Raw genomic sequence first — 23507 nt, forward strand, 5'->3', positions numbered from 1 at the left:
GCCCTTAATCAGCGAACGGCACGCGCCCGGGCCGCTCCACCACCGCCCCGCTCGGCGTGCGCCAATGCGGGCGCCGCATACCGCGAAACATCACCAGATACAGGCCCACCACCCACACCAATGCAGCCGACCAGCCGCCGAGGATGTCGGAGGGATAATGCACGCCCAGGTAGATGCGCGAGACACCGACCAGCAGCGCGAACAGGCCGGCAACACTGGTCACCGGCCAGCGCCAACGCGTACGCCACGCCAATGCAATCACCACGGCCGCCAGGGTCATCGAGCCCATCGCGTGGCCACTGGGAAAGCTGAAAGTGCTTTCCGGGGCGATCGATTCCCACAGGCTGGGCCGGTGCCGCTGAAAGAACTGCTTGGCGCCCAGGTTGAGCAACGCCGAGCCCACAAACCCAAGCGCGGCGAAGGTGCCTTCGCGCCAGCGCCGCAGCACCAGCAACACCAGCACGATCGCGATATCCAGCGGGATCACGCCGTACTGGTAACCAACTTTAGAGACGATGCTGAAGAACGCATCCAGCCCCGGCGAGGCAATGCTGCGCAGGCTCCACAGCAACGGTTCGTCGAAATAGAAGTTTTCCAGCTCATGCACTTCGTCGGCGAGGTCGACGAACAATCCCAGCGGCAGCAGCACGCCCGCAAACAGCAGGCCGAACCGCCACGCATTGCGCTGCAGCCAGGTCTTGAATCCGGTCGGCGACTCAGCCGGCCCGACGGACATAGGTGCGTTCGACGTACTGGTCGATCAGGTCGATGAATTCGTAGGCGATGTTCTCGCCGCGCAGGGTGACGGTCTTTTCGCCATCCACAAATACCGGTGCCGAGGGCGCTTCGCCAGTGCCCGGCAGCGAGATACCGATGTTGGCGTGTCGCGATTCACCCGGCCCATTGACCACGCAGCCCATCACCGCCAGCGTCATGTTTTCTGCGCCGGGGTTGCTGATCTTCCATTCCGGCATCTTGGCGCGCACATGGTTCTGCACCACGCCGGCCAGCTCCTGGAAAAACTCCGAGGTAGTACGGCCGCAGCCGGGGCAGGCGGTGACCAGCGGCGTGAACGCACGCTGCCCGGTGGTTTGCAGCAGCTCTTGCGCGACGATCACTTCCTGCGTGCGCGACTGTCCCGGTTCGGGCGTCAGCGAAATGCGGATGGTGTCGCCGATGCCTTCCTGCAGCAGCACGCTCAGCGCCGCTGCCGAGGCCACGATGCCCTTGCTGCCGATACCGGCCTCGGTCAGACCCAGGTGCAGCGCGAAGTCGCAGCGCGCGGCCATGTCGCGGTACACCGCGATCAATTCCTGCACGCCGGACACCTTGGCCGACAGGATGATGCGCTCGCGCGGCAAGCCCAGTTCCACGGCGCGTTCTGCCGAATCCACCGCCGAGCGGATCAGCGCTTCGCGCAGCACCCGGCCCGCATCCCACGGCGTCTCGCGCTTGGAATTTTCGTCCATCAGCTGCGCGGCCAACGCCTGGTCCAGCGAGCCCCAGTTGGCGCCGATGCGCACCGGCTTGTCGTACTGGATGGCGAATTCGATCAACTGCGCAAACTGCAGGTCCTTCTTCTTGCCGAAGCCCACGTTGCCCGGATTGATGCGGTATTTGGCCAGCGCCTCGGCGCAGGCCGGTTCGGCCGTGAGCAGCTGGTGGCCGTTGTAGTGGAAGTCGCCGATCAACGGCACTTCGATGCCCATCATGCGCAGCTTCTCGACGATGCGCGGGATGGCCGCTGCCGACTCGGCATTGTTCACGGTCAGGCGCACCATTTCCGAGCCGGCCCGCCACAACTCGGCGACCTGCTTGACGCTGCCGGCGATGTCGGCAGTGTCGGTATTGGTCATCGACTGGACGACCACCGGATGGCCTCCGCCCACAATGACGTTACCGACCTTGACGGCCTGGGTGATGCGGCGCGGCCAGGCGCTGGCATCGGCGGGGGGACTTGGGCGGGTGACGGCGTCGTACATCGCGCTATTTTAGCCTGTCCGCCGTCCGCTCACAGCTGAAGCGCTGCACGCGGCCCCTCCCCGCCCGGATGCGACGGTTTGTCGCAGGCCACCACCCCGACGAGCGCATAGCATTGCCGTGATGAATACCTCCGACGCCTCCTTCCTGCGGACCCTGTGCAGCCTGCGCTGGCTGGCCACCGCCGGCCAGGCCGCCACCATCCTGGTCGCCAGCGGGCTCATGGGCCTCACCCTGCCGCAGGAGCCGCTCTGGGCCGGGGTGGCCGCGCTGGCGGTGTTCAACCTGTATGCGCAGTTGCGGGTGGCGCACCGCGGCGCGGTCAGCCCGGCCACCGAGTTCGGCCACATCCTGGTCGATGTGACGGTGCTGACCTGGATGGTGGGCTGGAGCGGCGGCATCGCCAACCCGTTCGGTTCGCTGTTCCTGGTGCTGATCGCGCTGGCCGCGCTCGCCCTGCCGCTGAGCTGGGCGATGGCGGTGGCGGCGGCCTGCGTGGCCGGCTACGTCATCAGCGCCGCATTCGGCTTGCCACTGCCGTACGGCGGCTTCGACCCGTTGACCCTGCACATGTGGGGCATGGCGGCCAACTTCCTGCTTTCCACCGTGGTGGTGCTGGTGTTCGCCACCCGGCTGGCGTTGTCGCTGCGCGAGCGCGAACGCGAGATCTCCACACTGCGCGAGCGCTTTGCACGCAACGAAGGCATCGTGGCGCTGGCCACGCATGCCGCCTCGGTGGCGCATGAGCTCAACACCCCGCTGGCGACGATGACCCTGCTGGCCGACGACATCGCCGACCAGTGCGATCAGGTCGAGCTGCGCGAAGACCTGGAAACCCTGCGCGAGCTGTTGGTGCAATGCCACGAGCGCGTGCTTGCGCTGGCCGCACCGGCCGACAACGGCCATCTCAGCCGCGAGGTGGCGGTGCGCGATGTGCTGGAACAGTGGCGCCTGGTGCGCCCGACCATCGAGCTGCGCCGCAATGAAGACGCGCCGCTGCGGCTGATGCTGCAGCCCGGCGTGAGCCACCTGTTGATGGTGCTGCTCAACAACGCCGCCGATGCCGGCGAACGCGCCGGCCGGCCGCTGATCGACCTCACCCTGCGCGTGGAAGACGACCAACTGGTCGGCGAAGTGCGCGACTACGGGCTGGGCTTCGACACCTCGCAGGCGATGTTGCCGGGCACCTTGTTCAACAGCGGCAAGCCCGACGGCATGGGCGTGGGACTGGCCCTGTCGCATGCCACCGTCGAGCGGCTGCAGGGTGAACTGTGGATGCTTCCCGCCGAAGGCAGCGGCGCCCGCGTCGGTTTCCGCCTGCCGCTCTCCGAACACGAGGCCCTTGCATGAGCACTCCCATCCGCACCGGCCTGCTGGTCGACGACGACACCCTGTATCTGCGCACCTTGCAACGCAGCCTCGCCCGCCGCGGCGTGGAAACGCTCACCGCCACCGATGCGGCCAGCGCCTTGTCCACCGCACGCAGCGCGCTGCCGGACTTCGCCTTGATCGATCTGAAGCTGGGCCACGACTCGGGATTGAACCTGATCCAGCCGCTGCGCGAGATCCGCCCGGACATGCGCATCCTGCTGGTCACCGGGTACGCGAGCATCGCCACCGCGGTGGAGGCGATCAAGCTCGGCGCCGACGACTACCTGCCCAAGCCAGCCAACATCCCCACCATCATGCGTGCGCTGGGCGAAGAGGACGACGACCTGCCCGATCCGGACGAAGAAGAAACCGCGCAGGAAATGATGACCCCGCTCAGCCGCCTGCAGTGGGAGCACATCCAGCAGGCGCTGCACGAAACCGGCGGCAACGTGTCCGCCGCCGCGCGCCTGCTGGGCATGCACCGCCGCTCGCTGCAGCGCAAGCTCACCAAGCGCCCGAGCCCGGGACCGCAGCGCGAGCCCGGGCGCTGAGCGCCTGGTGTGCCTGCTGCGGTTTCGGCAGGCTTTCGCAAAGACGTTGCGCGGCTGCCTCTGCATGGGTGATCGTTCGCCGCGGCTCATGGATGACAGCGCGTCAGTCATTGTCGTTGCGCTGAAGCACAGCCGACGTTGCATACACAGCGCAGTCGTCGAACGCCCTATCTAGGCTGCCAGCCGATTGCTTACGCGCTCTGCAACCGCCTAGAGCTCTGTAACCACGCTACAGCGCCTCAGCGAACACACTGCCCGAAACGCAGCAGACGCGATGATCCTTGCAGGCACATCGCGCCCCGCCGCAAAACCACCGATGCATCACTCCATCGCCCGCACGCGCGCACCGAACACCCGCGCACGGCGCGAGGTCGCGGCAATGCCGTCCGGGCCCTGAATCAGGCTGCGTCCCCAACTGCTCAAACGCGCAGGATCCCAACCGAGCACGATATCCAGCGACTGCGTGCTGCTGTCGTTGCCCGACCACGACCAGCCGAGATAGCCCACGCCGTACTCGCGCGCGCGGTGCATGATCGCCGCCTCGTCCACGGGCGCGCCGCGATGATCGGCGCCGAACTCGCCCACCACCAGCGCAAGATTGTTGCTGCGGAAGGTGCGCAGGTAGCTGTCCACCACCGCGTCGCTGCCGAACACCTCGTACATGTGCACGCTGAAAATCAGGTTGCGGCGGCTGTCGCGCGCCAGCAACGCCGCCGCGTTGTCGCGCATGTAGAACTGCCAGTCCTGGCCCCAGTTGGGCGCATCCACCATCAGCGCATGCGTGAGCCCGGCGCCACGCAGCGTGGCGATCGCATTGGCGTGGCCGTTGACCCATTCGCTGGCACTGAGCTGATTGCCGGAGGGCTCGTTGCCGATGTTGATGATCACGTAGTCTTCCTGGCCCACCAGCGCAGTGCGCACGCTGGTCCAGTAACTGGCGGCATTGGCCAGGCTGCCGGCGGCGCCGTCTTCGCCATAGCCGGTGGTGTCGTGCACCTCCAGCATCGCGATCAGCCCCAGGGCCTTGCAGCGCGCGATGATGCGCGCCACCTCGGCCTCGGGCGTGCGGTTCCAGCGGTGGCCGGAACTGAGCACCACCCGCACGCTGTTGGCACCGGTGGCCGCAATCTGCGCCAGCGCGGCATCAGTGCGATCGGCAAACCAGGCATGCGGCAGGTTGATGCCGCGCAGGATCAAGGTATTGCCATTGGATTCCTTCAGCTGTGTGCCCGACACGGACAAGCCGGCGTGCGCGGATGAGGCCAGCACCAGGCCGGCAAGGATCAGGACCAGGCGTTGCGCCAGGCGAGGAATGGTGTTCATGCTCGGCTCCAGACAAGGTGGACGCCGCAGACCGGCGTCCGCGGACAGCGCGCATCGGGCGTGCGCCAAGACCGTGCCAACCCGCGACGCAGGCGATCGCAGCGCGGGTCACAGAACCGACAACAGGTACAGATCAGGACAGAGCGCGCAGATCCGCATCCAGCGTGCTGGTAACGTTATCTCGTGCGTGTCCGGGCGCCACGCGCTTGTCGGGAACTGCGGGGAAACCTGCGGCATCGCAGGCACAGCGCACCCGACCCCGTCTGCGCCCTGCCGTGGTGCAGCGCAGTGATTCGGCCGCCAGTGCTGCGCGGAGTGTCGAATGCAGCGTGCCGATTGCCGCGCTGCACCACTCGCATGCGCGGCCAACTGAACGGCGCCAGTCGCGCGTGATCAAGTCGCCGCGCTCGAGGCCGATACGGGCACATGCATTCCACGCCCGCCCCTGTCGCCTCCCCCCTCCCGTCTGCGCTCGATGAAGCGGCACGGCTGGCGGTCCTGCACGGTCTTTGCCTGCTGGACTCGCCGCCGGACCCGGTGTTCGACACCATCGCCGCCATGGCCGCACGCATGCTGGGGACCGAGATCGCCCTGGTCTCCTTGGTGGACGAACACCGCCAATGGTTCAAAGCCCGCGTCGGCCTGGAAGCGCCTGAGACCCCGCGCGAACATGCCTTCTGCGCGCACGCGCTGCGCTCCGATGACGTCCTGGTGATTCCCGATGCCTTGCTGGACCCGCGCTTCTGCAACAACCCGCTGGTACTGGGTGCGCCGCATATCCGCTTTTACGCTGGCGCACCGCTCAAGCTGCGCGATGGCCACACCATCGGCACGCTGTGCGTGATTGGCACCAGCCCGCGTGCCGGGCTGGATGCGGAGCAACGCATCCAACTGGAAGGCCTGCGCGACCTGGCCGTGCTGCGGGTCGAAAACCTGCGCAGCAGTACCTACCGCGATGGCCCCACCGGCCTGCCCAACCGCGCGCGCTTCAGCGAAGACCTGGACGCGGTATTGCTGCAACGCACGGCCGATTCCGCCGCCACCGCGATCGCGGTGGACCTGTGCGGCAGCGATTATTTCCGCGACATGGTCAAGGCGCTGGGCTGGGATTACGCAGACGGCTATGTGGCGCTGGCCTACAAGCGTTTGATCAGCAAATTGCCGGCCGGCACCGCCTTGTACCGGCTGGATACGACCACCTTCGCCTTCATGGTCACCACCGCCGACCCGCTACGCCTGAGCGCGCTGTGCAGCAAGATTTCCAAGGGGTTCGTGGCGCCGCTGGAGCACCAGGGCATTCCGCACACTGCGGTCGCCTCGATTGGCGCGGTGCTGCTGGAAACCAGCTACGGCGCCGCCGACACGCTGCGCTCGCTCACCACCTCGGTGGATGTCGCCCGCGAACATTGCCTGACCTGGAGCCTGTACGAGCGTAAGCACGACGTGGTCCAGCGCAACACCTTCCGCCTGCTGGCCGCCCTGCCCGCCGCGCTGGCCAGCAGCAATCAGCTGCGCCTGCACTACCAGCCGCGCGTGGATCTGCACGATCACCGCTGCGTGGCGGTGGAAGCGCTACTGCGCTGGCAGCACCCGATGATCGGCCCGGTGATGCCGTCGGACTTCATTCCGATGGCTGAAAAAACCGCGCTGATCAACCGCATCACCGCCTGGGTGATCGACCAGGGCATCGCCCAGGCCGCACGCTGGCAACAGCAGGGCCTGGACTTCAACCTGGCCTTGAACGTGTCGGCCGCCGATCTGGATCAACCCGGTTTCGTCGGGTTGCTGCGCCGCGGCCTGGACCGCCACAAGCTCGACCCGCGCCGGCTGGAGATCGAATTCACCGAAAGCGCGATGATCCGCCACCCCGAGCATCTGTCCGAGCAACTGGCGGCCGTTGCCGCGCTGGGCGTGCATATCGCCATCGACGACTTCGGCACCGGCTACAGCAATTTCAGCTACCTCAAACAACTGCCGGCCAGCTCGCTGAAGATCGATCAATCCTTCGTTCGCTCGCTGCCAGACAGCCGCACCGACCGCACTTTGGTGCCGGCGATGATCCAGCTCGGTCACAGCCTGGGCCAGCGCGTGGTGGCCGAAGGGATCGAGTCGGCGCAGGCGTACGCACAGCTGCGCAGCTGGGGCTGCGACGAAGGCCAGGGCTACTGGATTGCCAAACCGATGCCTGCCGCCGCGCTGGAAGCTTGGTTAGAGACACCGTGGTACCAACGCGCCACCGACGCTGCCCCGCCAGCACCGCAACTGGAAGCCGTGCGCCTCTGAGTGACGGCGCCCAAACGCAACGCGGCGCAGAGAGTACTCTCCGCGCCGCGTTAATTACTGCCTGCAATGTGCGCTGGCGCTTACCAGAACACCGCGTACAGCGCGATCAGGATCGCAACCACGCCCACCGCACCGATCTTGAAGCCCAGCGTGGTGCCGTAGGCCACGTCCTTGGTGCGGATCAGATCGCGTGCCTGCGTGGCCGGTGTCAGGAGCGACACCACCACCGCCAGCACCAGCGCGGCGACGAACACCACGCCGATGCGGTCCATGAAGGGCAGTTCCGGCCACAGGATCTTGAGCGCGAACGACAGCACCACCGAGCCGATCGCCGCAGTCAATGCGCCAGCTTCATTGGCACGCTTCCAGAACAGCCCCAGCATGAAGATCACCACCACACCGGGGGTAAAGAAGCCGGTGAATTCCTGGATGAACTGGAAGCCCTGGTCGAAGTTGCCCAGCAACGGCCGTGCGGTGAGGATGCCGATCAGCACCGAGACGCCGGCAACGATGCGACCCACGCGCACCAGCTGTTTCTGCTCGGTCTGCGGGCGGAACTTGGCGTAGAAATCCAGGGTAAAGATCGTCGCCACCGAATTGATCTTCGACGCCAGCGAGGCCACGATCGCGGCCACCAGCGCGGCAAACACCAGGCCCAGGATGCCGGTCGGCAACAGCTGCATCATGGTGGGGTACGCCTGATCAGGCTTGGCCAGATCCGGTGCCAGCACCACTGCGGCAATGCCTGGCACCACGATCACCACCGGCATCAGCAGCTTCAGGAAGGCCGCGAATACCATGCCCTTCTGCGCTTCACCGATGTTCTTGGCGGCCAGTGCGCGCTGGATGATGTACTGGTTGAAGCCCCAGTAGCTGATGTTCATCACCCACAGCCCGCCCAGCAGCACGCTCAGGCCAGGCAGATCCTTGTAGAACGGGTTGTCCTTGCTGAGGATCATGTGGAAGTGCTCCGGGTGCGCACTCCACAGCTGCTTGAAGCCGGCCAGCACGCCAGCGCCATCGCCGATGCGCGACAACGTCAGGCCGGTCACCAACAGGCCGCCCAGCACCAGCAAGGTGACCTGCACGATGTCGGTCAGGGCCACCGCCTTCAAACCGCCGTAGAGCTGATACACCAGCGCGAATACGCCGATCAGGGTCAGTGCCAGGGTCTGGTCCATACCGGTGACCTGGCTGACCGCGATCGAGCCCAGCCACAGGATCGAGGTGAGATTGACGAACACGTACAGCAGCAGCCAGAACACCGCCATCAGCGTGCGAATCCACTTGCCGTAACGCTGCTCCAGGAACTGCGGCATGGTGTAGATGCCATTGCGCAGGAAGATCGGCAGGAAGAACTTTCCCACGATCAGCAGCGTCAACGCCGCCATCCACTCATAGGAAGCGATGGCCAGGCCGATCGCATAGCCGGAACCGGCCATGCCGATGATCTGCTCGGCAGAAATATTCGCTGCGATCAGCGAAGCGCCGATCGCCCACCAGGGCAGCGACTTGCTGGCCAGGAAGTAGTCTTCGGCACTCTTGCTGTGCCCGGCCTTCTCGCGCGACACCCACTGCGCGAGCACGAAGATGCCGGCCAGATACACCAGCACGATCACGATATCCAACGTCGCCAAACCCACTGCACTCTCCTGTCTGGCTCTGGGGTGTGCGCCGCCGATCGGGCAAGCCTGCAGCGTGCCGCCGCCACGCACTTAAGTGCGTAGCGTCAGCGCGGCGAACCGCGGCTGCAGGCCATCCCGGCCATTCGACGACACCGCTCCCCGCGGCGGCTGTTGACACCACCTGCAACGGTGGCCGCTGTCGTGCACCGCCACGGTGGCGGTGCACGTGTTGCTTCAGCGCAGCAGTGGGTGGCCCTGCGGCCAGCCACTGCGGCTGGACTTACTTGACCGGGCAGTCGACCGTGACTTCGGCTTCGTTGAGTGCGCCCAGCGCAATCTTGGATACCGCGATGTCCAGCGCCGCGGCGCTTTCAATGCTGGCGACCTGGGTCAGCTTGGTCACGTCGGCGCCGGCTACCGCAAAGCACTTCAGCGGGATGCCCACCACCTTCCACTGGCCCTGTGGCAACGCGGCCAGGGTCTTCTGCGCATCCACACGGCCGCCGCACTTTTCGCCACAGCCCACACCCAGCCACACCGGCGCGGTCACCGCGCTGTCGCGGCGCAGGGTCAGCTGCAACTGCACGTCGCCGTTGCTTTCGCGCGACACATCCACCGGCTTGCCGGACACCAGCAGCACGCTGGAGGCCTTGGCACCGGACCACTGCAGGCGGCGCGCATCTTCCTGCGCCTTGTGGTCCACCGCGCTCATCTTCAGGCTGCCATCGGACAAGCCCACCGGCAGCGTGGTCGCCGGCATGTTGGCCTGGCCGGCGTTGGACAGCTGCATCGCAATGCCGAGCGCCGGCTTGCCGCGCACGAAATACACCCCGCCCACCGACTGCTCACCGGAGACGCCAGACTCCTCCGGCAGCGCAGCCAGATCGCCCTTGTCCGCGTAGGTCAGGCCGAAGCCGAACTTGAACTGCGGGTCGTAGTCCTTCTGGCCGACGTTGTTGGCGAACTGCACCGCGGTCTTGGGCCAGGAGAAGCTCAGCTTGCCCTTGAAGTCGTTCTGCACGCTGCCATCGGACTTGCGCAGCAGCACGTCGGCAATGCCCTCGCCTTCGGAGCCCGGCAACCACGCGGCGACGAATGCATCGGCCACGTTGATGTACTGGTTCATCCACAGCGGGCGGCCGCTCAGGAACACCGCCACCACCGGGATGCCTTCGGCCTTGAACTTCTTCAGCAACGCCAGCTCGCTGTCGTCGCCCGGCTTGTACAGCAGCGTGGCGATGTCGCCCTGGAATTCGGCATACGGGTTCTCGCCGAACACCACCACGGCCACATCGGGCTTGGTCTTGTAGGCGCCATCCACGGCGAGCTCGGCGCTGCCGCCGGCTGCGGTGATCTGCTTGTTCAGGCCTTCCCAGATGGTGTTGCCGTTCGGGTAGTCGCTGCGCTTGGTGCCGGTGCCCTGCCAGTTCAGCGTCCAACCACCGGACTGTTTGCCCATGTCGTTGGCGCCGTCGCCGACCACCAGCACGCGCTTTTTCGGATCCAGCGGCAGGACGCCGGCCTGGTTCTTCAGCAGCACCAGCGACTCACGCACCGCCTGGCGCGCAATGGCGCGGTGCTCGGGCGCGCCCAGCAGCTCGAACTTGCCGCCGAGTGGGCGCTTGGACGGCTTGCCGGCTTCCAACAGGCCCAGGCGCAGCTTGACGCGCAGGATGCGGCGCACCGCATCGTCCAGGCGTTCCATCGAAATCTGGCCGGACTTCACTGCGGCCAGTTCGGTCTCGTAGATGCCCTTCCAGCTGTCGGAGGCCATCGCCATGTCGACGCCGGCAATGAACGAGGCCGGGCAGTTCTCGTTGGTGCAGCCCTTGACCTGACCATGGCCATTCCAGTCGCCAACCACGAAACCGCCGAAATTCATGCGGCCCTTCAGCACGTCGGTCAGCATGACCTTGTTGCCGTGCATCTTTTCGCCGTTGAAGCTGTTGAACGAGGCCATCACCGTCTGCGCACCAGCGGCAATCGCCGGCGGGTAACCGGCGGCGTGGATGTCGCGCATGGTGGCTTCGGACACCTTGGTATCGCCCTGGTCCTTGCCATCGGTGGTGCCGCCGTCGCCGACGAAATGCTTCACCGACGAAATCACATGGCTGCCGTCCAGGAACTGCGGCGTGCCCGGTACGCCCTGCACACCCTCGACCATCTTGCCGGCGAAGCTGGCCACCACGTCCGGCGACTCGGAATACCCTTCGTAGCTGCGGCCCCAGCGGTCGTCCTGCGGCACCGCCACGGTGGGCGCGAAGGTCCACTCCATGCCGGTGACGCGGGTTTCGGCGGCGGTGACTTCACCGATCTTCTTGATCAGGTCCGGGTTGCGCGTGGCGCCCAGGCCGATGTTGTGTGGGAACAGCGTGGCGCCGACGATGTTGCTCTGGCCGTGCACCGCATCGATACCGAAGATGATCGGAATCGCATTGCCACCCTTGGAGGTGTCCATCGACGCTTCATAGAACGCGTCGGCCAGCTTCAGCCACTCGGCCGGCTTGGCGTCGTACTTGCCGCCCGGGTCGGAGTTGCCACCGGCCAGCACCGAACCGATGCGGTACTTGCGCACATCGTCCGGGGTCATGCTGGCGATGTCGCCCTGGATGGTCTGCGCGACCTTTTCCTCGACGCTCATCTTGGCCATCACGTCGCTGATGCGCTGCTCCAGCGCCTGGTCCTGGGAGAACGGCCACTTCGGCGACGGCCACTGGTCCGGATGGATGGTGGTGGAGGTCTCGGCCGGTGTTGCCGCCGGGGCAGTCGTGTCGGCCGCAGCGGTGGACGTGGCGTCCTTGCCTTGGCAAGCAGCCAGCATCAGCACCGCAGCAGCGGTAGCCAGGGAGAGGGCGCGGCGCGCAACGGGCGCGGCGGTACGACGAAGCAGCATGTCCAAGATCCGGGTCTCCAGGTGGTTCTCCTGCCGCAATGCAAGCGCCGCAGGCCTTTAGGCGGCGTACGCTCACGTGATTCCCCTACCCTGTCAACCGTGCTTGCCCGTATGCCAAATCACGGGGAACTTATCGGACAGGGCTATAGCGTTGGAATACCGACAGCCGCAGTCAAACCGCGGAAAATCGCCGAATCCGGTGCCACGTCTGCGCCGACGCGCCCGCGCACTTTGCTGCATCGCACCACTGGCGCGCGCGCGCAGTGCGCAGCCGTCGACCCGTACTGCCCAGCCCGCACCACGCATCAGCTCGCTAATCTGAAACACAGCCAACGGGTGAGCCCGCCGTCAAACAAGTGTCATCTGGGCGACCTAGCGTGACCGGCTTGCCGATGCGCGCGACGCATTGCCATTGCCGTCATTGCCTGGAGTTTCGATGTCTGCCTCCCCCGATCCCCTCCGCCGCCGCGCCCTGCAATTGCTGGCGTCAGTTCCTCTGCTGCCGCTGGGCAGCGCCAGCGCCGCAGCGCTGCAGCAACTCGGCGGTGCCGCATTGGCTGCGCGCCCGCTGCGTCTCTCGGAAAACCCCGCGCGGCTGGTCTCGGCCACTTTCCACGGCATGCCGGCACCCACCCTGGCCAACCCGGCGGCAATGGCCACCACCACCGTCGGCTCGGCACTCACCGTGGCCCGGCATGACGGCAGCAGCCAGCGCTACGCCCTGGCCTATCACCCGTTCTTCGTCACCGGCGACCAGGTGCCCGATGGTCACGGCGGCACCGTGCTGGCCGGCGGCTATTACGACATCCAGCATCGCCCCATCATCGACCGCTCCAAACCCGGTGCCGAGCGGCCGTTCTTTTCCGATTGCCCGGATGGGTCGTCGCTGCTCACCCTGCCCAATGCCAAGGTCGCAGGCGTCAAAGGCAACACGGTGTTTGCGGTGGTGCAGTTCGAATACACCACCCGCGACCAGGCCGGCAACGACACCAACCGCCACCTGCCCGCACCGATCGCCGTGCTCACGCTCGACCAGGACCCGGCGACCGGCAAGCTGTCACTGGTGAAATACCACAACGTCGACACCGCCCCCGTCCACGGCCTGTGGACCACCTGCGGCGCCAGCCTGTCGCCGTGGAATACGCATCTGTCCAGCGAAGAGTACGAACCCGACGCCACCGCGCTGGCCGGCAATACGCAGTTCCGCAGCTACAGCACGCATCTGTATGGCGACCCGGAACGCGCCAACCCGTACCACTACGGCCACCTGCCGGAGATCACCGTGCACCCGGACGGAACGGGGAGCGTGCACAAGCACTATTGCCTGGGCCGCATCTCGCACGAGCTGGTGCAGGTGATGCCAGACAAGCGCACCGTGCTGATGGGCGACGACGCCACCAATGGCGGGCTTTTCATGTTCATCGCCGATCGCGAGGCCGACCTGTCGGCCGGCACGCTCTATGTCGGCAAGTGGCACCAGACCTCCGGCGTCGGCCCGGGCGCGGCCACGTTGAGCTGGATCAAGCTGGGCCACGCCACCAGCGCCGAGATCGAAGCCCTCGCCGACCGCCTCACCGCCGCCGACATTCTCGACGTGCACCTGAGCGACCCAGGCGATGCCACGTTCACCAAGATTCCCTTCAACGGCACCTACAACTGGATCCGCATCAAGCCGGGCATGGAGAAGGCGGCCACCTACCTGGAAACCCATCGCTATGCTGCGCTGGCCGGCGGCAGCCTGGGCTTCACCAAGCTCGAAGGCACCACCGTCAACGCGCGCGACAAGATCGCCTACATGGCGATGTCCTACATCGTCACCAGCATGCTCAACGGCTCGGGCGACGTGAAGGTGGAAGGCCCGCAGTCCGGCGCGGTGTATGCGCTCAACCTGCGTGGCGGGCGCCGCGACACCAAGGGCGCACCGATCCACAGCGAATGGGTGCCGATCGACATGGCTGCGCCTGCCGCGCTGACCGGCCACGACCTCGCGCAGGCCGACGGGCTGGGCAACCTGGCCGACCCGAACCGGCTGGCGAATCCGGACAACCTCAAGTTCTCCGAGTCGCTGCGCACGCTGTTCATTGGCGAAGACAGCAGCCTGCACGTCAACAATTTCCTGTGGGCCTACAACGTCGACAGCGGCACGCTGACGCGCCTGCTCTCGGTGCCGGCCGGCGCCGAATCCACCGGCCTGCACGCGGTCGACCAGATCCATGGCTGGACCTATGTCATGAGCAATTTCCAGCATCCCGGCGACTGGGAAAGCCCGCTGCACGACACCGTCAAGGCCACGCTGGATCCACTGGTGCGCGCCAACTACAAGGATCGCTTCGGCGCTGCGGTGGGCTACCTCACCGGTGACCCGGTGGCGGTGCAGTTGAGCAAGGCGTAAGCCCATCTGGCGTGCCGCTCGCAGCGACCGAAAGGCGTTGCGAGCCGCACGCCATTAAGACACGCCGCGCGCCTCCAGTGCCGTCATCACAACGGGTTTTGCCCAGTCGGGCACCTGCGCCAGTTGCTCGGCGGTGGCCGGGTAATGCAGCCCGGCGTGATCAAGCTCCAGTACCAGCAGCGGTTCCACCTGCCCGGCCGCATCGGCCGGCGCGCTGTTGTCGGACACATGCAGCACCGCCAGATGCGGCAACAACGTAATCAGGTTGGCGCGCGATGCATCAAAGCGCTCGCGGATCTTGTGCTCGGCAATCGCATGGCCACCTGCTGCCACCCGCGCCGCGACGCGTTGCACATGCAGCTCCACGCTCGACAAGCCGCAAAACCACACCGCGATGCGGTGCTGCGCACAGGCGTCGAGCAACAGACGCGGGATTGTCTGCGCGCCCAGCGTGGTTTCGAAGGCATAGTCGTGGCCCTCGTCCATTGCACGGCGCAGCCGCCGCACGCCTTCCTCCCAGGCCTGCACATTGGCCTCGTCCAGCGCCCAGCCCTGCTCCACCCATTGCCGGGTGAAGGCGTCCGGGTTGAACCAGGTGGCGCCATCCTCCTGCAGCAAGCTGCCCAGCAGCGAATGGCTCAAACGCAACGGGGCCCGAAGGCCCCGTCACTCAACACACCGACGATTGCAGCCGCGCTTAGCCGCGCAGCTTGGCCAACAGCTCGCGCGTGACCGGGTCGGCCACATCGGCAGCCTCGCCCTTCAGCGCTGGCAGCAATTGGCTGGCCAACTGCTTGCCCAGCTCGACACCGAACTGGTCGAACGCGTTGATGCCCCACATCACCGACTGCACGTACACGCTGTGCTCGTACATCGAGATCAGCGCACCCAGCGCCTGCGGAGTGAGTGCATCCAGCAGGATCACCGTGCTCGGGCGACCGCCGGGATAACTGCGGTGCGGGTCGCTGCTGTCCTGGCCATTGGCCAGCGCCTCGGTCTGGGCCAGCACGTTGGCCATCAGCGCGACATGGTTTTCTGCGTACGGGTCGTCGTTGTGCACGGTGCCGATGAAATCGGCCGGCACCACGCTGGTGCCCTGATGCAGCGCCTGGAAGAAGCTGTGCTGCACATCGGTGCCGGCACCACCCCACCACACCGCCACGGTGTCGCTGTCCACGGCCGAGCCGTCCAGCTTGACGCGCTTGCCCAGGCTCTCCATCACCAGCTGCTGCAGATACGCCGGCAGCAAGGCCAGGCGCTGGTCGTAGGTCATCACCGCATGCGTGGCGCTACCGAGCAGATTGCGGTTCCACACCGCGGTCAGCCCGTGCAGCACTGCCACGTTTTCTTCCAGCGGCGTGTTGAGCGCATGCGCGTCAAACTGCGCGGCACCGTCGAGCAATTGCTCAAAGCGCTCGAACCCGATCGCCAGTGCAATCGGGAAACCGACCGCCGACCACAGCGAATAACGGCCGCCCACCCAGTCCCACATCGGCAGCACGCGGCTTGGCGCAATGTCGAACGCCTTGGCGGCACGTTCGGGATTGGCACTCACTGCGTACAGGCGCTCACTGCCACCGAGCCACGCATGCAGAATGCTGCCGTTGAGCAGGGTTTCCTGGGTGCCGAAAGTCTTGGAAATGAGGATGCCGGCGGTCCGTGCCGGGTCCAGCGTTGCCAGGGTGCGCTGCATCGCCGCGCCATCGACGTTGGAAACGAAATGCACCCGGAAACGCGCACCGGACGGTGCACGCAATGCATCGGCGACCAGACGCGGACCCAGATCCGAACCCCCGATGCCGACGCTGACAATGTCGGTGACATCGGTGCCTTCCAGCTGCTGGATCAGCGCGCCCATGCGCTGCCGGACCTCAGTAGCGGTGGCGTATGCATCGGATGCGACCGGTGCATCGGTGAGATCACCACGCAGCGCGGTGTGCAGGGCGGCGCGCTGTTCGGTGACATTGACCTGCTCGCCACGGAACAGCCGCTGGAACGCGCCTGCCAGGTCGCGCTCGCGTGCGATTGCAAACAGCGCATCGAGCGCGGCGCGGTCGTATTTCTGCCGCGCGAAGTTGAAATACAACGGACCGACTTGCCGGGCGTACTGCGTGGGCCGCTGGGGCTCTGCGGCAAGCAATGCGGGGATGGCAGCGCCGCGCAGGCGCTGGGCGTGGGCGTGAAGCGCGTCGAATCCGTTGGTGTGTGTCATGCGGCCTGAGTGGGGATGCTGTGGTTGGTGTGGGAGATCGCGTTGTGCGCGTCCACATATACCAGATTGGGCTTGAAGGTCTTGGCTTCGTCTTCGCTCATGCTGGCGAACGCGGCCACGATGATCAGATCGCCCACCTGCACGTGACGCGCGGCGCCGCCGTTGAGCGAGATGATGCCGCTGCCTTGTTCGGCACGGATGGCATAGGTGCTGAAACGCGCACCATTGGTGACGTCCCAGATGTGGACCTGTTCGAATTCGCGGATGCCGGTCGCTTCCAGCAGCAGGCCGTCGATGGCGATCGAGCCCTCGTAGTTGAGCTCGGAGTGGGTGACGGTGGCGCGGTGGATCTTGGCTTTCAGCAGGGACAGGTGCATGTGGCTACAACGCAAAGGAAAGCCGGCATTTTAGCGGAAAGTGCAGGCATCGACCGGCCAGCAGCGCAGCCGGTCGTGAGGGCTTCAGGCCGGCCGCGCGCGCGGCCTCAGAATTCCAGATTGTCGATCAGCCGGGTGCTGCCGATCCGGGCAGCGATCAGCGCCACGCGTGGGCCGGCTGCCGGGTTGCTGGCACCGTCGTCGGGCTCGCTCAGATCAGGCAGGCGCAGCGCGGTGTAGTCGACACGGAAACCCACCGCTTCCAGTGCCTGGGTTGCCGCCGCCTCGACCTGCAGGCGCGGCACGCCGGCGGCATGGCTGTCGCGCATCTGCAGCAGCACCTTGCGGATCTGTGCCGAGATCGGGCGATCGTCGGCCGACAGATACTGATTGCGCGAGCTCATCGCCAGGCCATCGGCCTCGCGCACGATGCTGCCGCCCAGGATTTCGATCGGAAACGCCAGGTCGGCCACCATCTGCCGGATCACCGCCAGCTGCTGATAATCCTTCTTGCCGAAGGCAGCCACGTCCGGCTGCACCTGATTGAACAGACGCGCCACCACCGTGCAGACGCCATCGAAGTGGCCCGGCCGGCAGACGCCTTCGAGCACGTCGCTGACACCGGGTGCATGGATCGGCGTGGCTAGCGCGGTCCCGAGCGGATACATGGTATCCACGTCCGGCAACCACAGCGCGTCGCACCCGGCATCCTCAAGCCCACGCATGTCGGCTTCGGGCGTCCGCGGGTAGCGTGCGAAGTCTTCATTGGGGCCGAACTGGGTCGGATTGACGAACACGCTGGAGACCACGCGGTCGGCGTACTGGCGCGCCAGCATCACCAGCGAATAGTGCCCGGCGTGCAGGTTGCCCATGGTGGGCACCAGCGCCACGCGCAGCCCCTCGCGCTTCCAGCCGGTGACCAGTGCGCGCAGCGCCGACAGATCGGTAATGGTCTGGATCATGCGGCGTACGCGTGCTCGGCGTCGGGAAAGCTGCCATCGCGCACGGCCTGCGCGTAGGCCTGCACGGCGCCCGCCACCGACCCGCCTTCGGCCAGGAAATCCTTGACGAACTTGGGACGGCGATGGCCGCTGTCCAGGCCCAGCATGTCGTGCATCACCAGCACCTGGCCATCGCAGCCGGGGCCGGCACCGATGCCGATCGTGGGCATGCGCAACTCGGCGCTGATCTGCGCTGCGATCGGCGTCGGCACGCATTCGAGCACGATCAGGCTGGCACCGGCATCGACCGCGGCCTGGGCGTCGCGACGCAGCTGTTCGCCGGCTTCGCCACGGCCTTGCACCTTGTAGCCGCCGAAGCGCAGCACCGATTGCGGCGTGAGCCCCAGGTGCGAACACACCGGGATTTCGCGCTCAACCAGGTAGCGGATCACGTCGAGCTTGTGCCCGGCGCCTTCGATCTTGACCATCTCCGCACCCGCCTGCAGCAGCTGGGTGGCGGCATCGAGCGCACGTTCCGGCGTGGCATCGGCCTGGAACGACAAGTCGGCCACCAGCAACGCACGCTCCAGCACGCGGGCCACCGCGGCGGTGTGGTAGACCATGTCGGCCGTGGTCACTGGCAGCGTGGACTCGTGCCCCTGCACCACCATGCCCAGCGAGTCGCCCACCAGGATCAGGTCCACGCCATTGGCGTCGAAGGTGCGCGCAAACCCGGCGTCATAGGCGGTCAACATGACCAGTTTTCGACCGTCGCGCTTGGCCTGCGCCAAGGCGGGCACGGTCCAGGGCTTGCTGTCGGCGTGGCTGCTCATGAACTCATTACGTGGGGTGATAAGCCGGCCATTATCTACCCAATCGGCTCCAGCCCACAGCCATCGACGCCCTGCAGGGCGTGTCGCACTGTTCCATGCCCTGGAATGATCGTCTCCGGGGCGAGCTCGGCCAGCGGCACCAGCGCAAACGCACGGGCACGCAGATGCGGGTGCGGCACCTGCAAACGCGGCAGGTCGATCACCTGCTCGGCATACAGCAACACATCCAGATCCAGGGTGCGCGGGCCCCAGCGCTCGCCGTCGCGACGGTCGCGGCCGAATGCCTGCTCGATCGCCAGCAGCCCGTCCAGCAGCGCCAGCGGCGCCAGCGCAGTGCGCACGGCGGCCACGGCATTGATGAAGTCCGGCTGGTCCTCACGGCCCCAGGCCGGCGTGCGGTACAGCCGCGAAGCGGCGGTCACCGACGACTGCGGCAGCGTGCCCAGCGCGACGATGGCCGCGCGCACGGTGGCCTCGGCCTGGCCCAGGTTGGCGCCCAGGCCGACAAAGGCGGTCAGCACGCCCTACTCGCCTGCGGCGGCGCCGGTACGACGGCGGCGGCGGCGACGCTTGCGCGGTGCCGACTCATCTCCGTCGTGATCGGCCTGCGCGTTCTCGATCGCGTCCACCAGCTCCTGGCCGGACGACTGCTGCGCATCGCGCCAGAACTCGACATCGGCGGCATGGTCGGCCGAGGCGAACTGGCGCAGCACCAGGAAGTCGAACGCGGCCCGGAAGCGCGGGTGCGACAAGGTGCGGAATACGCGCTTGCGCTGGCGCGAGGAGAACCGGGTCTGCAGCAGCCAGATCTCCTGCATCGGCAGCGAAAAGCGACGCGGCAAGGCCACCCGCTCCAGCTGGTGCAAGGTCACCCGATCGGCGGCGCGACGCTGTGCGTCTTCCGGCTGCACGCCCTGCGCCTGCAGCCCCATCAGGGTGCGGCAGAACGCCGGCCACAGCAGCAACGCGAACAGGAACGCTGGCGACACCGGCTCATCATTGGCCACGCGTGCATCGGTGTTGCGCAGGCCTTCCAGCACCATCGCGCGCAAAGCGCCGCTGCGGTTGGATTTGAGCGCGGCTGCACTTTCGGGGAACAGCGCCCCAAGCAAGCCGTAACGCTCCAGGCCCTCGAAACTGGCCACGCCGTGCCCGGACAGGAACAGCTTGAGAACCTCTTCGAACAGACGCGCGGGCGCCGCTTCGGACAACAGCCCGGCCAGGCGTGGGATCGGCTCGGCGGTGCCAGCTTCGATGTCGAAGTTCAACTTGGCCGCCAGGCGCACCGCGCGCAGCATGCGCACCGGATCTTCCTGGTAGCGCAGCTCCGGGTCGCCGATCAACTTCATCAAGCGCGCCTGCACGTCTTCGAAGCCGCCGCAGTAATCGCGCACCGAGAAATCCTCGATCGCGTAATACAGCGCGTTGCAGGTGAAGTCGCGGCGGATCGCATCGTCTTCGATGGTGCCGTAGACGTTGTCGCGCACCAGGCGGCCGTTATCCAGCTCGCGGTCACCGCTGCCGTCATCGATGTTGGCGCGGAAGGTGGCGACCTCGATGATCTCGCGGCCGAACACCACATGCGCCAGGCGGAAGCGGCGGCCGATCAGGCGGCAATTGCGGAACAACGCCTTGACTTCCTCCGGCGTGGCGCTGGTGGCCACGTCGAAGTCCTTGGGGTGGCCGCCGACCAGCAGGTCGCGCACCGCACCACCAACCAGGTAGGCGCCAAAGCCGGATTCGCGCAGGCGGTACAGCACGCGCAACGCGTTGGGGCTGATGTCCTTGCGCGAGATGGTGTGCTGGTCGCGTGGGATGACGCGCAGCGTGAACGGGGATGTAACTGAAGGTTCGATGGTGGCGCTTCCGTTTCGTGTTTCAGGATTGCCCAACGGCTTTTACCTCACTATACTAGCGCGCTGCACAGCTCGCACCAAACGCTCCCTTCGTCTAGCGGTTAGGACGTGGCCCTCTCAAGGCTAAAACAGGGGTTCGAGCCCCCTAGGGAGCGCCAACTTCGTCCTCTGCAGACACGCCAAGGCCCCGCGATTGCGGGGCTTTTGCGTTGTGGGCCGAGAATGCAGGCGATCGAATCAGGGCAGCGTGTGGGCAACGCAGGTGTGGTCGCGGCCGTTATGCAGCGACCGCTGCGATGGCGGCCGCTGCGCCGATTGCCGAGGCCGCCTGCGCAGCAACACGCCGCACCGTACTGCGTGAGAGGTGTTTAACCGCGCTGAGCAAGTACGATGCCGCTCCAGCGCAGCCAGCGCCGATCACCGCATGCGGGCCGGCGCGCGCGCAGGTCATTCCGCCTCAGTCAGATGCAACGCCGTGTGCCTGACCAAGCGCGTGGGCAACACGCGCCTGGCACGAATTGCCGTAGATGCCTGCAGCGCACGTCAGTGGTCTTGCGACTCGGCAATCATGTGGAAGACGTCTGCATCACTGCCAGTTTCGGCAACCGCGTCGTGCGCGTGCAGGCTTTCGAAATGGCGGACCGCCACATGAAATGAGGCATAGCGCTCGGCCAACTCCTTGCGGAGCCGGCGCGCGGCATCTTCCACGTACATCAGGTTGGCACCGTTCAAGCGTGCAAATGCCTGCTCATCAATCCGCCGCACCGCGGCCTGGACCGGCGTGGCCAATGCGCTTTCGCACAAGACCACCAACTCGCGGATGTCGAAACGCTGCACGCGCGCGACCAGATCCACGCGCACCTGCGCCACGCTGCGCTGGCTATGTGGCGTGGCATACGAGCCGTTGCGTTGCAGCCACTGAGCGACATCTTCGACCTGCACTGCGGTCTGTCCGGCGTGCTGTTGCGCGAAGGCCTCGCTCAACAACTGACGCGATAGCGCGGCCGAACACGGACAAGTCGAGGCATACAGCACATCGATCTGCAGACGCATCTCACTGCGCCCCGCCCTGCTCTGTGCGTCGATGCGCACTGGATAGGCACGCCAACCCGCCAGTCCCTCGCTACGCAGTGCCGGCATCCGCAACATCACTTCGAAGGCCAGACTCACCCGCGCCGCACGGCTGCCGCAATCGGCATGGCTGTCGATCATTGCCTGCAGCAACTGCGAGAGCATCGCCGGTGATAGCGGTTGCTCCAGATGCCGATCCAGCAAGCGATACAGCCGTGACATGTGGATACCCTTGAGTTCGGGCCGCGGCAGATCGACCTGCACCTGCGCGCGTGCAGCCACCGTGCCACTCGGCTCGGCCTCGTCCAGGCGCACCGGAATCGCAATGTCCTGCATGCCAACCCAGCGTAAGGGCGCATGCAGCGCGGAAGGTTCGGTGACGGCGATATCGGGAAGCGTGGCGGACATGAAAACCCATGGAAAAAGAAAGGGACGGCCGCACTCAGGCGCGACCGGGAAATGCCTGGAAGTAGTCGTCGATGCCGGCGTGCAGCGTCTGCGCCAGTTCATCCTGATGCGCGTCGCCACAGAGCCGGTTGCAATCGTCGCGATTGCTCATGAAGCCAGTTTCCACAAGCAGTGACGGGATATCAGGCGATTTCAGTACTGCAAACCCGGCCTGACCCACCTGGTCCTGATGCAGTCGTGTGACGTGCTGCAGGCGATCGAGCATCAGCTTGCCGAACTGCAGGCTGCTGGCGATGGTGCCGCTGAGCGACAGGTCGGCCAGCACCTGCGACAACACCGGATTACTCGGCACCCGCAGGCGGCGTGCGCTGTCGCCCATGTCATCGGCCGCGTTCTCGCTATCGGCGATCCAGCGCGCCAATGCCGAGCTGGCGCCGCCTTGGGACAACGCGAACACCGAGGCGCCACGTGCGGCACTGCTGGGCGCGGCATCGGCGTGGATCGACACGAACAGATCGGCGTTGTGTCGGTGCGCGATCATGACGCGCTCATGCAAGGGCACGAAACGATCGTCGCTGCGGATCATGGTCGGCCGGTAACGCGGATCGGCCGCCAGGCGCTGGTGCAGCCGCCCCGCGACTGCCATGGCCACATGCTTCTCGTAGCGCGCATCGGCACTGACCGCGCCGGGATCCTTGCCGCCGTGACCGGCGTCGATGGCAACCACGTAGGGATGCAGGCGGGAGCGCGTGGGCGCAACCGCCGCAACGGCCGGCTCGGTCGGATCGGCTGCGGACAACGACGCAGTGCCGGACACAGCAGCAAGATCGACCACCAGTGCACCATCCTCCCAGCGCGCCGTGGCTGTTAGCGGCTGCGCCAGATCGAGCACCACGCGCAGCCCATCGCCGTGCGGGCCGCTGCGGATGGCAACGACCGCAAGACCGTCAGGCAATGGATCGACCTGCGGTGGTTGCGTCGAAACGCCCGGCAGGTCGATGACCAAGCGCGCTGGATTGGACAGGCTGAAGCTGCGGTAGGCGACCTGGGTAGTCAAAGCGAGCCGAAGTCGCAGCCCCGCATCCTGACGCTGCAGATTGCAACTGCGTAGCAGCGGCTGCGGCTGCGCGTGGACCAAGCGTGGCGACAGCAGCAAGGCTGCACCGACGGTGTGCAACACCTGCCGCCGCCTCATCGGGCCAACCCCGCTGGATCGACGCGGCCACCGCGCCGCTTCGAGCACGGGAGGTTCGGCATGGTGACCAGGCAAACAACACTCTGCGGTAAGGGACGCGACACGGCGTAGCCAGACGAACGATGGAATCAAGTGTTATAAAGTAACACTAGTCGCGCAAATGCAAGCCCGCCACGGCCCGCCAACGCCCTCACGT

The 23507-nt window shown here is 66.3% G+C and carries 18 protein-coding genes and 1 tRNA gene; 5 read left to right on the forward strand and 14 right to left on the reverse strand.

From position 1 onward, the window contains the following. Positions 1–4: 4 nt before the first annotated feature. Both ACCQ09_RS12225 and ispG read right to left on the reverse strand, forming a co-directional pair. Positions 5–736, reverse strand: coding sequence for a phosphatase PAP2 family protein (locus ACCQ09_RS12225; protein ID WP_011036955.1), 732 nt, complete (start codon positions 734–736; stop codon positions 5–7). Beyond that, on the reverse strand, positions 717–1982 hold the full coding sequence (gene ispG, locus ACCQ09_RS12230) for a flavodoxin-dependent (E)-4-hydroxy-3-methylbut-2-enyl-diphosphate synthase (RefSeq protein ID WP_011036954.1): 1266 nt from the start codon (positions 1980–1982) through the stop codon (positions 717–719). The genes ACCQ09_RS12225 and ispG overlap by 20 nt, the downstream gene beginning before the upstream one ends. A 121-nt stretch (positions 1983–2103) precedes the next feature. Between ispG and ACCQ09_RS12235 the strand changes: the two genes are divergently transcribed. Next, complete coding sequence (locus ACCQ09_RS12235) at positions 2104–3330, forward strand: sensor histidine kinase (protein WP_014507542.1); 1227 nt, start codon at positions 2104–2106, stop codon at positions 3328–3330. Further along, positions 3327–3902 (forward strand): response regulator transcription factor, encoded by a 576-nt coding sequence (locus ACCQ09_RS12240; protein WP_011036952.1) that lies wholly within the window; start codon positions 3327–3329, stop codon positions 3900–3902. The genes ACCQ09_RS12235 and ACCQ09_RS12240 overlap by 4 nt, the downstream gene beginning before the upstream one ends. 321 nt (positions 3903–4223) lie before the next feature. Here ACCQ09_RS12240 and ACCQ09_RS12245 read toward each other — a convergent pair whose 3' ends face one another. Further along, the gene (locus tag ACCQ09_RS12245; RefSeq protein ID WP_228427893.1) at positions 4224–5225 is read right to left on the reverse strand and encodes a glycoside hydrolase family 5 protein; all 1002 of its coding nucleotides are present in this window, start codon (positions 5223–5225) and stop codon (positions 4224–4226) included. 426 nt (positions 5226–5651) lie between these two features. Here ACCQ09_RS12245 and ACCQ09_RS12250 point away from each other — a divergent pair, with 426 nt between their 5' ends. Next, a complete protein-coding gene (locus tag ACCQ09_RS12250) occupies positions 5652–7508 on the forward strand; it encodes a putative bifunctional diguanylate cyclase/phosphodiesterase (protein WP_040941403.1) in 1857 nt (618 codons plus the stop codon). A gap of 80 nt (positions 7509–7588) precedes the next feature. Here the strand turns inward: ACCQ09_RS12250 and ACCQ09_RS12255 are convergent, their stop codons facing one another. Together ACCQ09_RS12255 and ACCQ09_RS12260 are read right to left on the reverse strand one after the other, a co-directional pair. Then, entirely contained in the window at positions 7589–9151 is a 1563-nt protein-coding gene (locus tag ACCQ09_RS12255; RefSeq protein ID WP_040941404.1) for a sodium/sugar symporter, read from the reverse strand. Positions 9152–9413: 262 nt separating this feature from the next. After that, positions 9414–12032: a glycoside hydrolase family 3 protein gene (locus tag ACCQ09_RS12260; protein WP_040942327.1), complete on the reverse strand. Its 2619-nt coding sequence runs from the start codon at positions 12030–12032 to the stop codon at positions 9414–9416. A gap of 430 nt (positions 12033–12462) precedes the next feature. On the opposite strand from ACCQ09_RS12260, the gene ACCQ09_RS12265 reads away from it, so the two are divergent. Further along, positions 12463–14418 carry a PhoX family protein gene (locus tag ACCQ09_RS12265; RefSeq protein WP_228427892.1) on the forward strand — a complete coding sequence of 652 codons (1956 nt, stop codon included), beginning with the start codon at positions 12463–12465 and terminating at the stop codon, positions 14416–14418. A gap of 54 nt (positions 14419–14472) precedes the next feature. On the opposite strand, the gene ACCQ09_RS12270 is transcribed toward ACCQ09_RS12265, so the two are convergent. From ACCQ09_RS12270 to pcnB, 7 genes are all read right to left on the reverse strand, one after another. Next, complete coding sequence (locus ACCQ09_RS12270; protein WP_165349470.1) at positions 14473–15060, reverse strand: ATPase; 588 nt, start codon at positions 15058–15060, stop codon at positions 14473–14475. A gap of 55 nt (positions 15061–15115) precedes the next feature. Beyond that, positions 15116–16630: a glucose-6-phosphate isomerase gene (pgi, locus tag ACCQ09_RS12275; protein ID WP_040941406.1), complete on the reverse strand. Its 1515-nt coding sequence runs from the start codon at positions 16628–16630 to the stop codon at positions 15116–15118. Beyond that, positions 16627–17007: an aspartate 1-decarboxylase gene (gene panD, locus ACCQ09_RS12280; protein WP_040941407.1), complete on the reverse strand. Its 381-nt coding sequence runs from the start codon at positions 17005–17007 to the stop codon at positions 16627–16629. The genes pgi and panD overlap by 4 nt, the downstream gene beginning before the upstream one ends. Before the next feature lie 107 nt (positions 17008–17114). Then, on the reverse strand, positions 17115–17969 hold the full coding sequence (gene panC, locus ACCQ09_RS12285) for a pantoate--beta-alanine ligase (RefSeq protein WP_011036942.1): 855 nt from the start codon (positions 17967–17969) through the stop codon (positions 17115–17117). Beyond that, positions 17966–18781 carry a 3-methyl-2-oxobutanoate hydroxymethyltransferase gene (panB, locus tag ACCQ09_RS12290; RefSeq protein WP_228427891.1) on the reverse strand — a complete coding sequence of 272 codons (816 nt, stop codon included), beginning with the start codon at positions 18779–18781 and terminating at the stop codon, positions 17966–17968. The genes panC and panB overlap by 4 nt, the downstream gene beginning before the upstream one ends. Before the next feature lie 35 nt (positions 18782–18816). Next, positions 18817–19302, reverse strand: coding sequence for a 2-amino-4-hydroxy-6-hydroxymethyldihydropteridine diphosphokinase (gene folK, locus ACCQ09_RS12295; protein ID WP_075285756.1), 486 nt, complete (start codon positions 19300–19302; stop codon positions 18817–18819). 3 nt (positions 19303–19305) lie between these two features. Then, the gene (pcnB, locus tag ACCQ09_RS12300) at positions 19306–20673 is read right to left on the reverse strand and encodes a polynucleotide adenylyltransferase PcnB (protein ID WP_040941409.1); all 1368 of its coding nucleotides are present in this window, start codon (positions 20671–20673) and stop codon (positions 19306–19308) included. Between the two features lie 47 nt (positions 20674–20720). On the opposite strand from pcnB, the gene ACCQ09_RS12305 reads away from it, so the two are divergent. Next, a tRNA-Glu gene (locus tag ACCQ09_RS12305) sits at positions 20721–20795 on the forward strand. 385 nt (positions 20796–21180) lie between these two features. On the opposite strand, the gene folE2 is transcribed toward ACCQ09_RS12305, so the two are convergent. Beyond that, on the reverse strand, positions 21181–22116 hold the full coding sequence (folE2, locus tag ACCQ09_RS12310; protein ID WP_040941410.1) for a GTP cyclohydrolase FolE2: 936 nt from the start codon (positions 22114–22116) through the stop codon (positions 21181–21183). Between the two features lie 34 nt (positions 22117–22150). Further along, entirely contained in the window at positions 22151–23311 is a 1161-nt protein-coding gene (locus tag ACCQ09_RS12315) for an N-acetylmuramoyl-L-alanine amidase (RefSeq protein ID WP_040941411.1), read from the reverse strand. Between the last annotated feature and the right edge of the window lie 196 nt (positions 23312–23507).

It is taken from the genome of Xanthomonas sp. NCPPB 2586, assembly GCF_041475775.2.
GTDB lineage: Bacteria > Pseudomonadota > Gammaproteobacteria > Xanthomonadales > Xanthomonadaceae > Xanthomonas > Xanthomonas campestris.

Excerpts from the sequence above, each read along its gene's own strand:
- ACCQ09_RS12225 (WP_011036955.1), bottom strand. The coding sequence starts at position 736 with ATGTCCGTCGGGCCGGCTGAGTCGCCGACCGGATTCAAGACCTGGCTG.
- ispG (WP_011036954.1), bottom strand. The coding sequence starts at position 1,982 with ATGTACGACGCCGTCACCCGCCCAAGTCCCCCCGCCGATGCCAGCGCC.
- ACCQ09_RS12235 (WP_014507542.1), top strand. The coding sequence starts at position 2,104 with ATGAATACCTCCGACGCCTCCTTCCTGCGGACCCTGTGCAGCCTGCGC.
- ACCQ09_RS12240 (WP_011036952.1), top strand. The coding sequence starts at position 3,327 with ATGAGCACTCCCATCCGCACCGGCCTGCTGGTCGACGACGACACCCTG.
- ACCQ09_RS12245 (WP_228427893.1), bottom strand. The coding sequence starts at position 5,225 with ATGAACACCATTCCTCGCCTGGCGCAACGCCTGGTCCTGATCCTTGCC.
- ACCQ09_RS12250 (WP_040941403.1), top strand. The coding sequence starts at position 5,652 with ATGCATTCCACGCCCGCCCCTGTCGCCTCCCCCCTCCCGTCTGCGCTC.
- ACCQ09_RS12265 (WP_228427892.1), top strand. The coding sequence starts at position 12,463 with ATGTCTGCCTCCCCCGATCCCCTCCGCCGCCGCGCCCTGCAATTGCTG.
- pgi (WP_040941406.1), bottom strand. The coding sequence starts at position 16,630 with ATGACACACACCAACGGATTCGACGCGCTTCACGCCCACGCCCAGCGC.
- panD (WP_040941407.1), bottom strand. The coding sequence starts at position 17,007 with ATGCACCTGTCCCTGCTGAAAGCCAAGATCCACCGCGCCACCGTCACC.
- panC (WP_011036942.1), bottom strand. The coding sequence starts at position 17,969 with ATGATCCAGACCATTACCGATCTGTCGGCGCTGCGCGCACTGGTCACC.
- panB (WP_228427891.1), bottom strand. The coding sequence starts at position 18,781 with ATGAGCAGCCACGCCGACAGCAAGCCCTGGACCGTGCCCGCCTTGGCG.
- folE2 (WP_040941410.1), bottom strand. The coding sequence starts at position 22,116 with ATGTCCGCCACGCTTCCCGATATCGCCGTCACCGAACCTTCCGCGCTG.
- ACCQ09_RS12315 (WP_040941411.1), bottom strand. The coding sequence starts at position 23,311 with ATGAGGCGGCGGCAGGTGTTGCACACCGTCGGTGCAGCCTTGCTGCTG.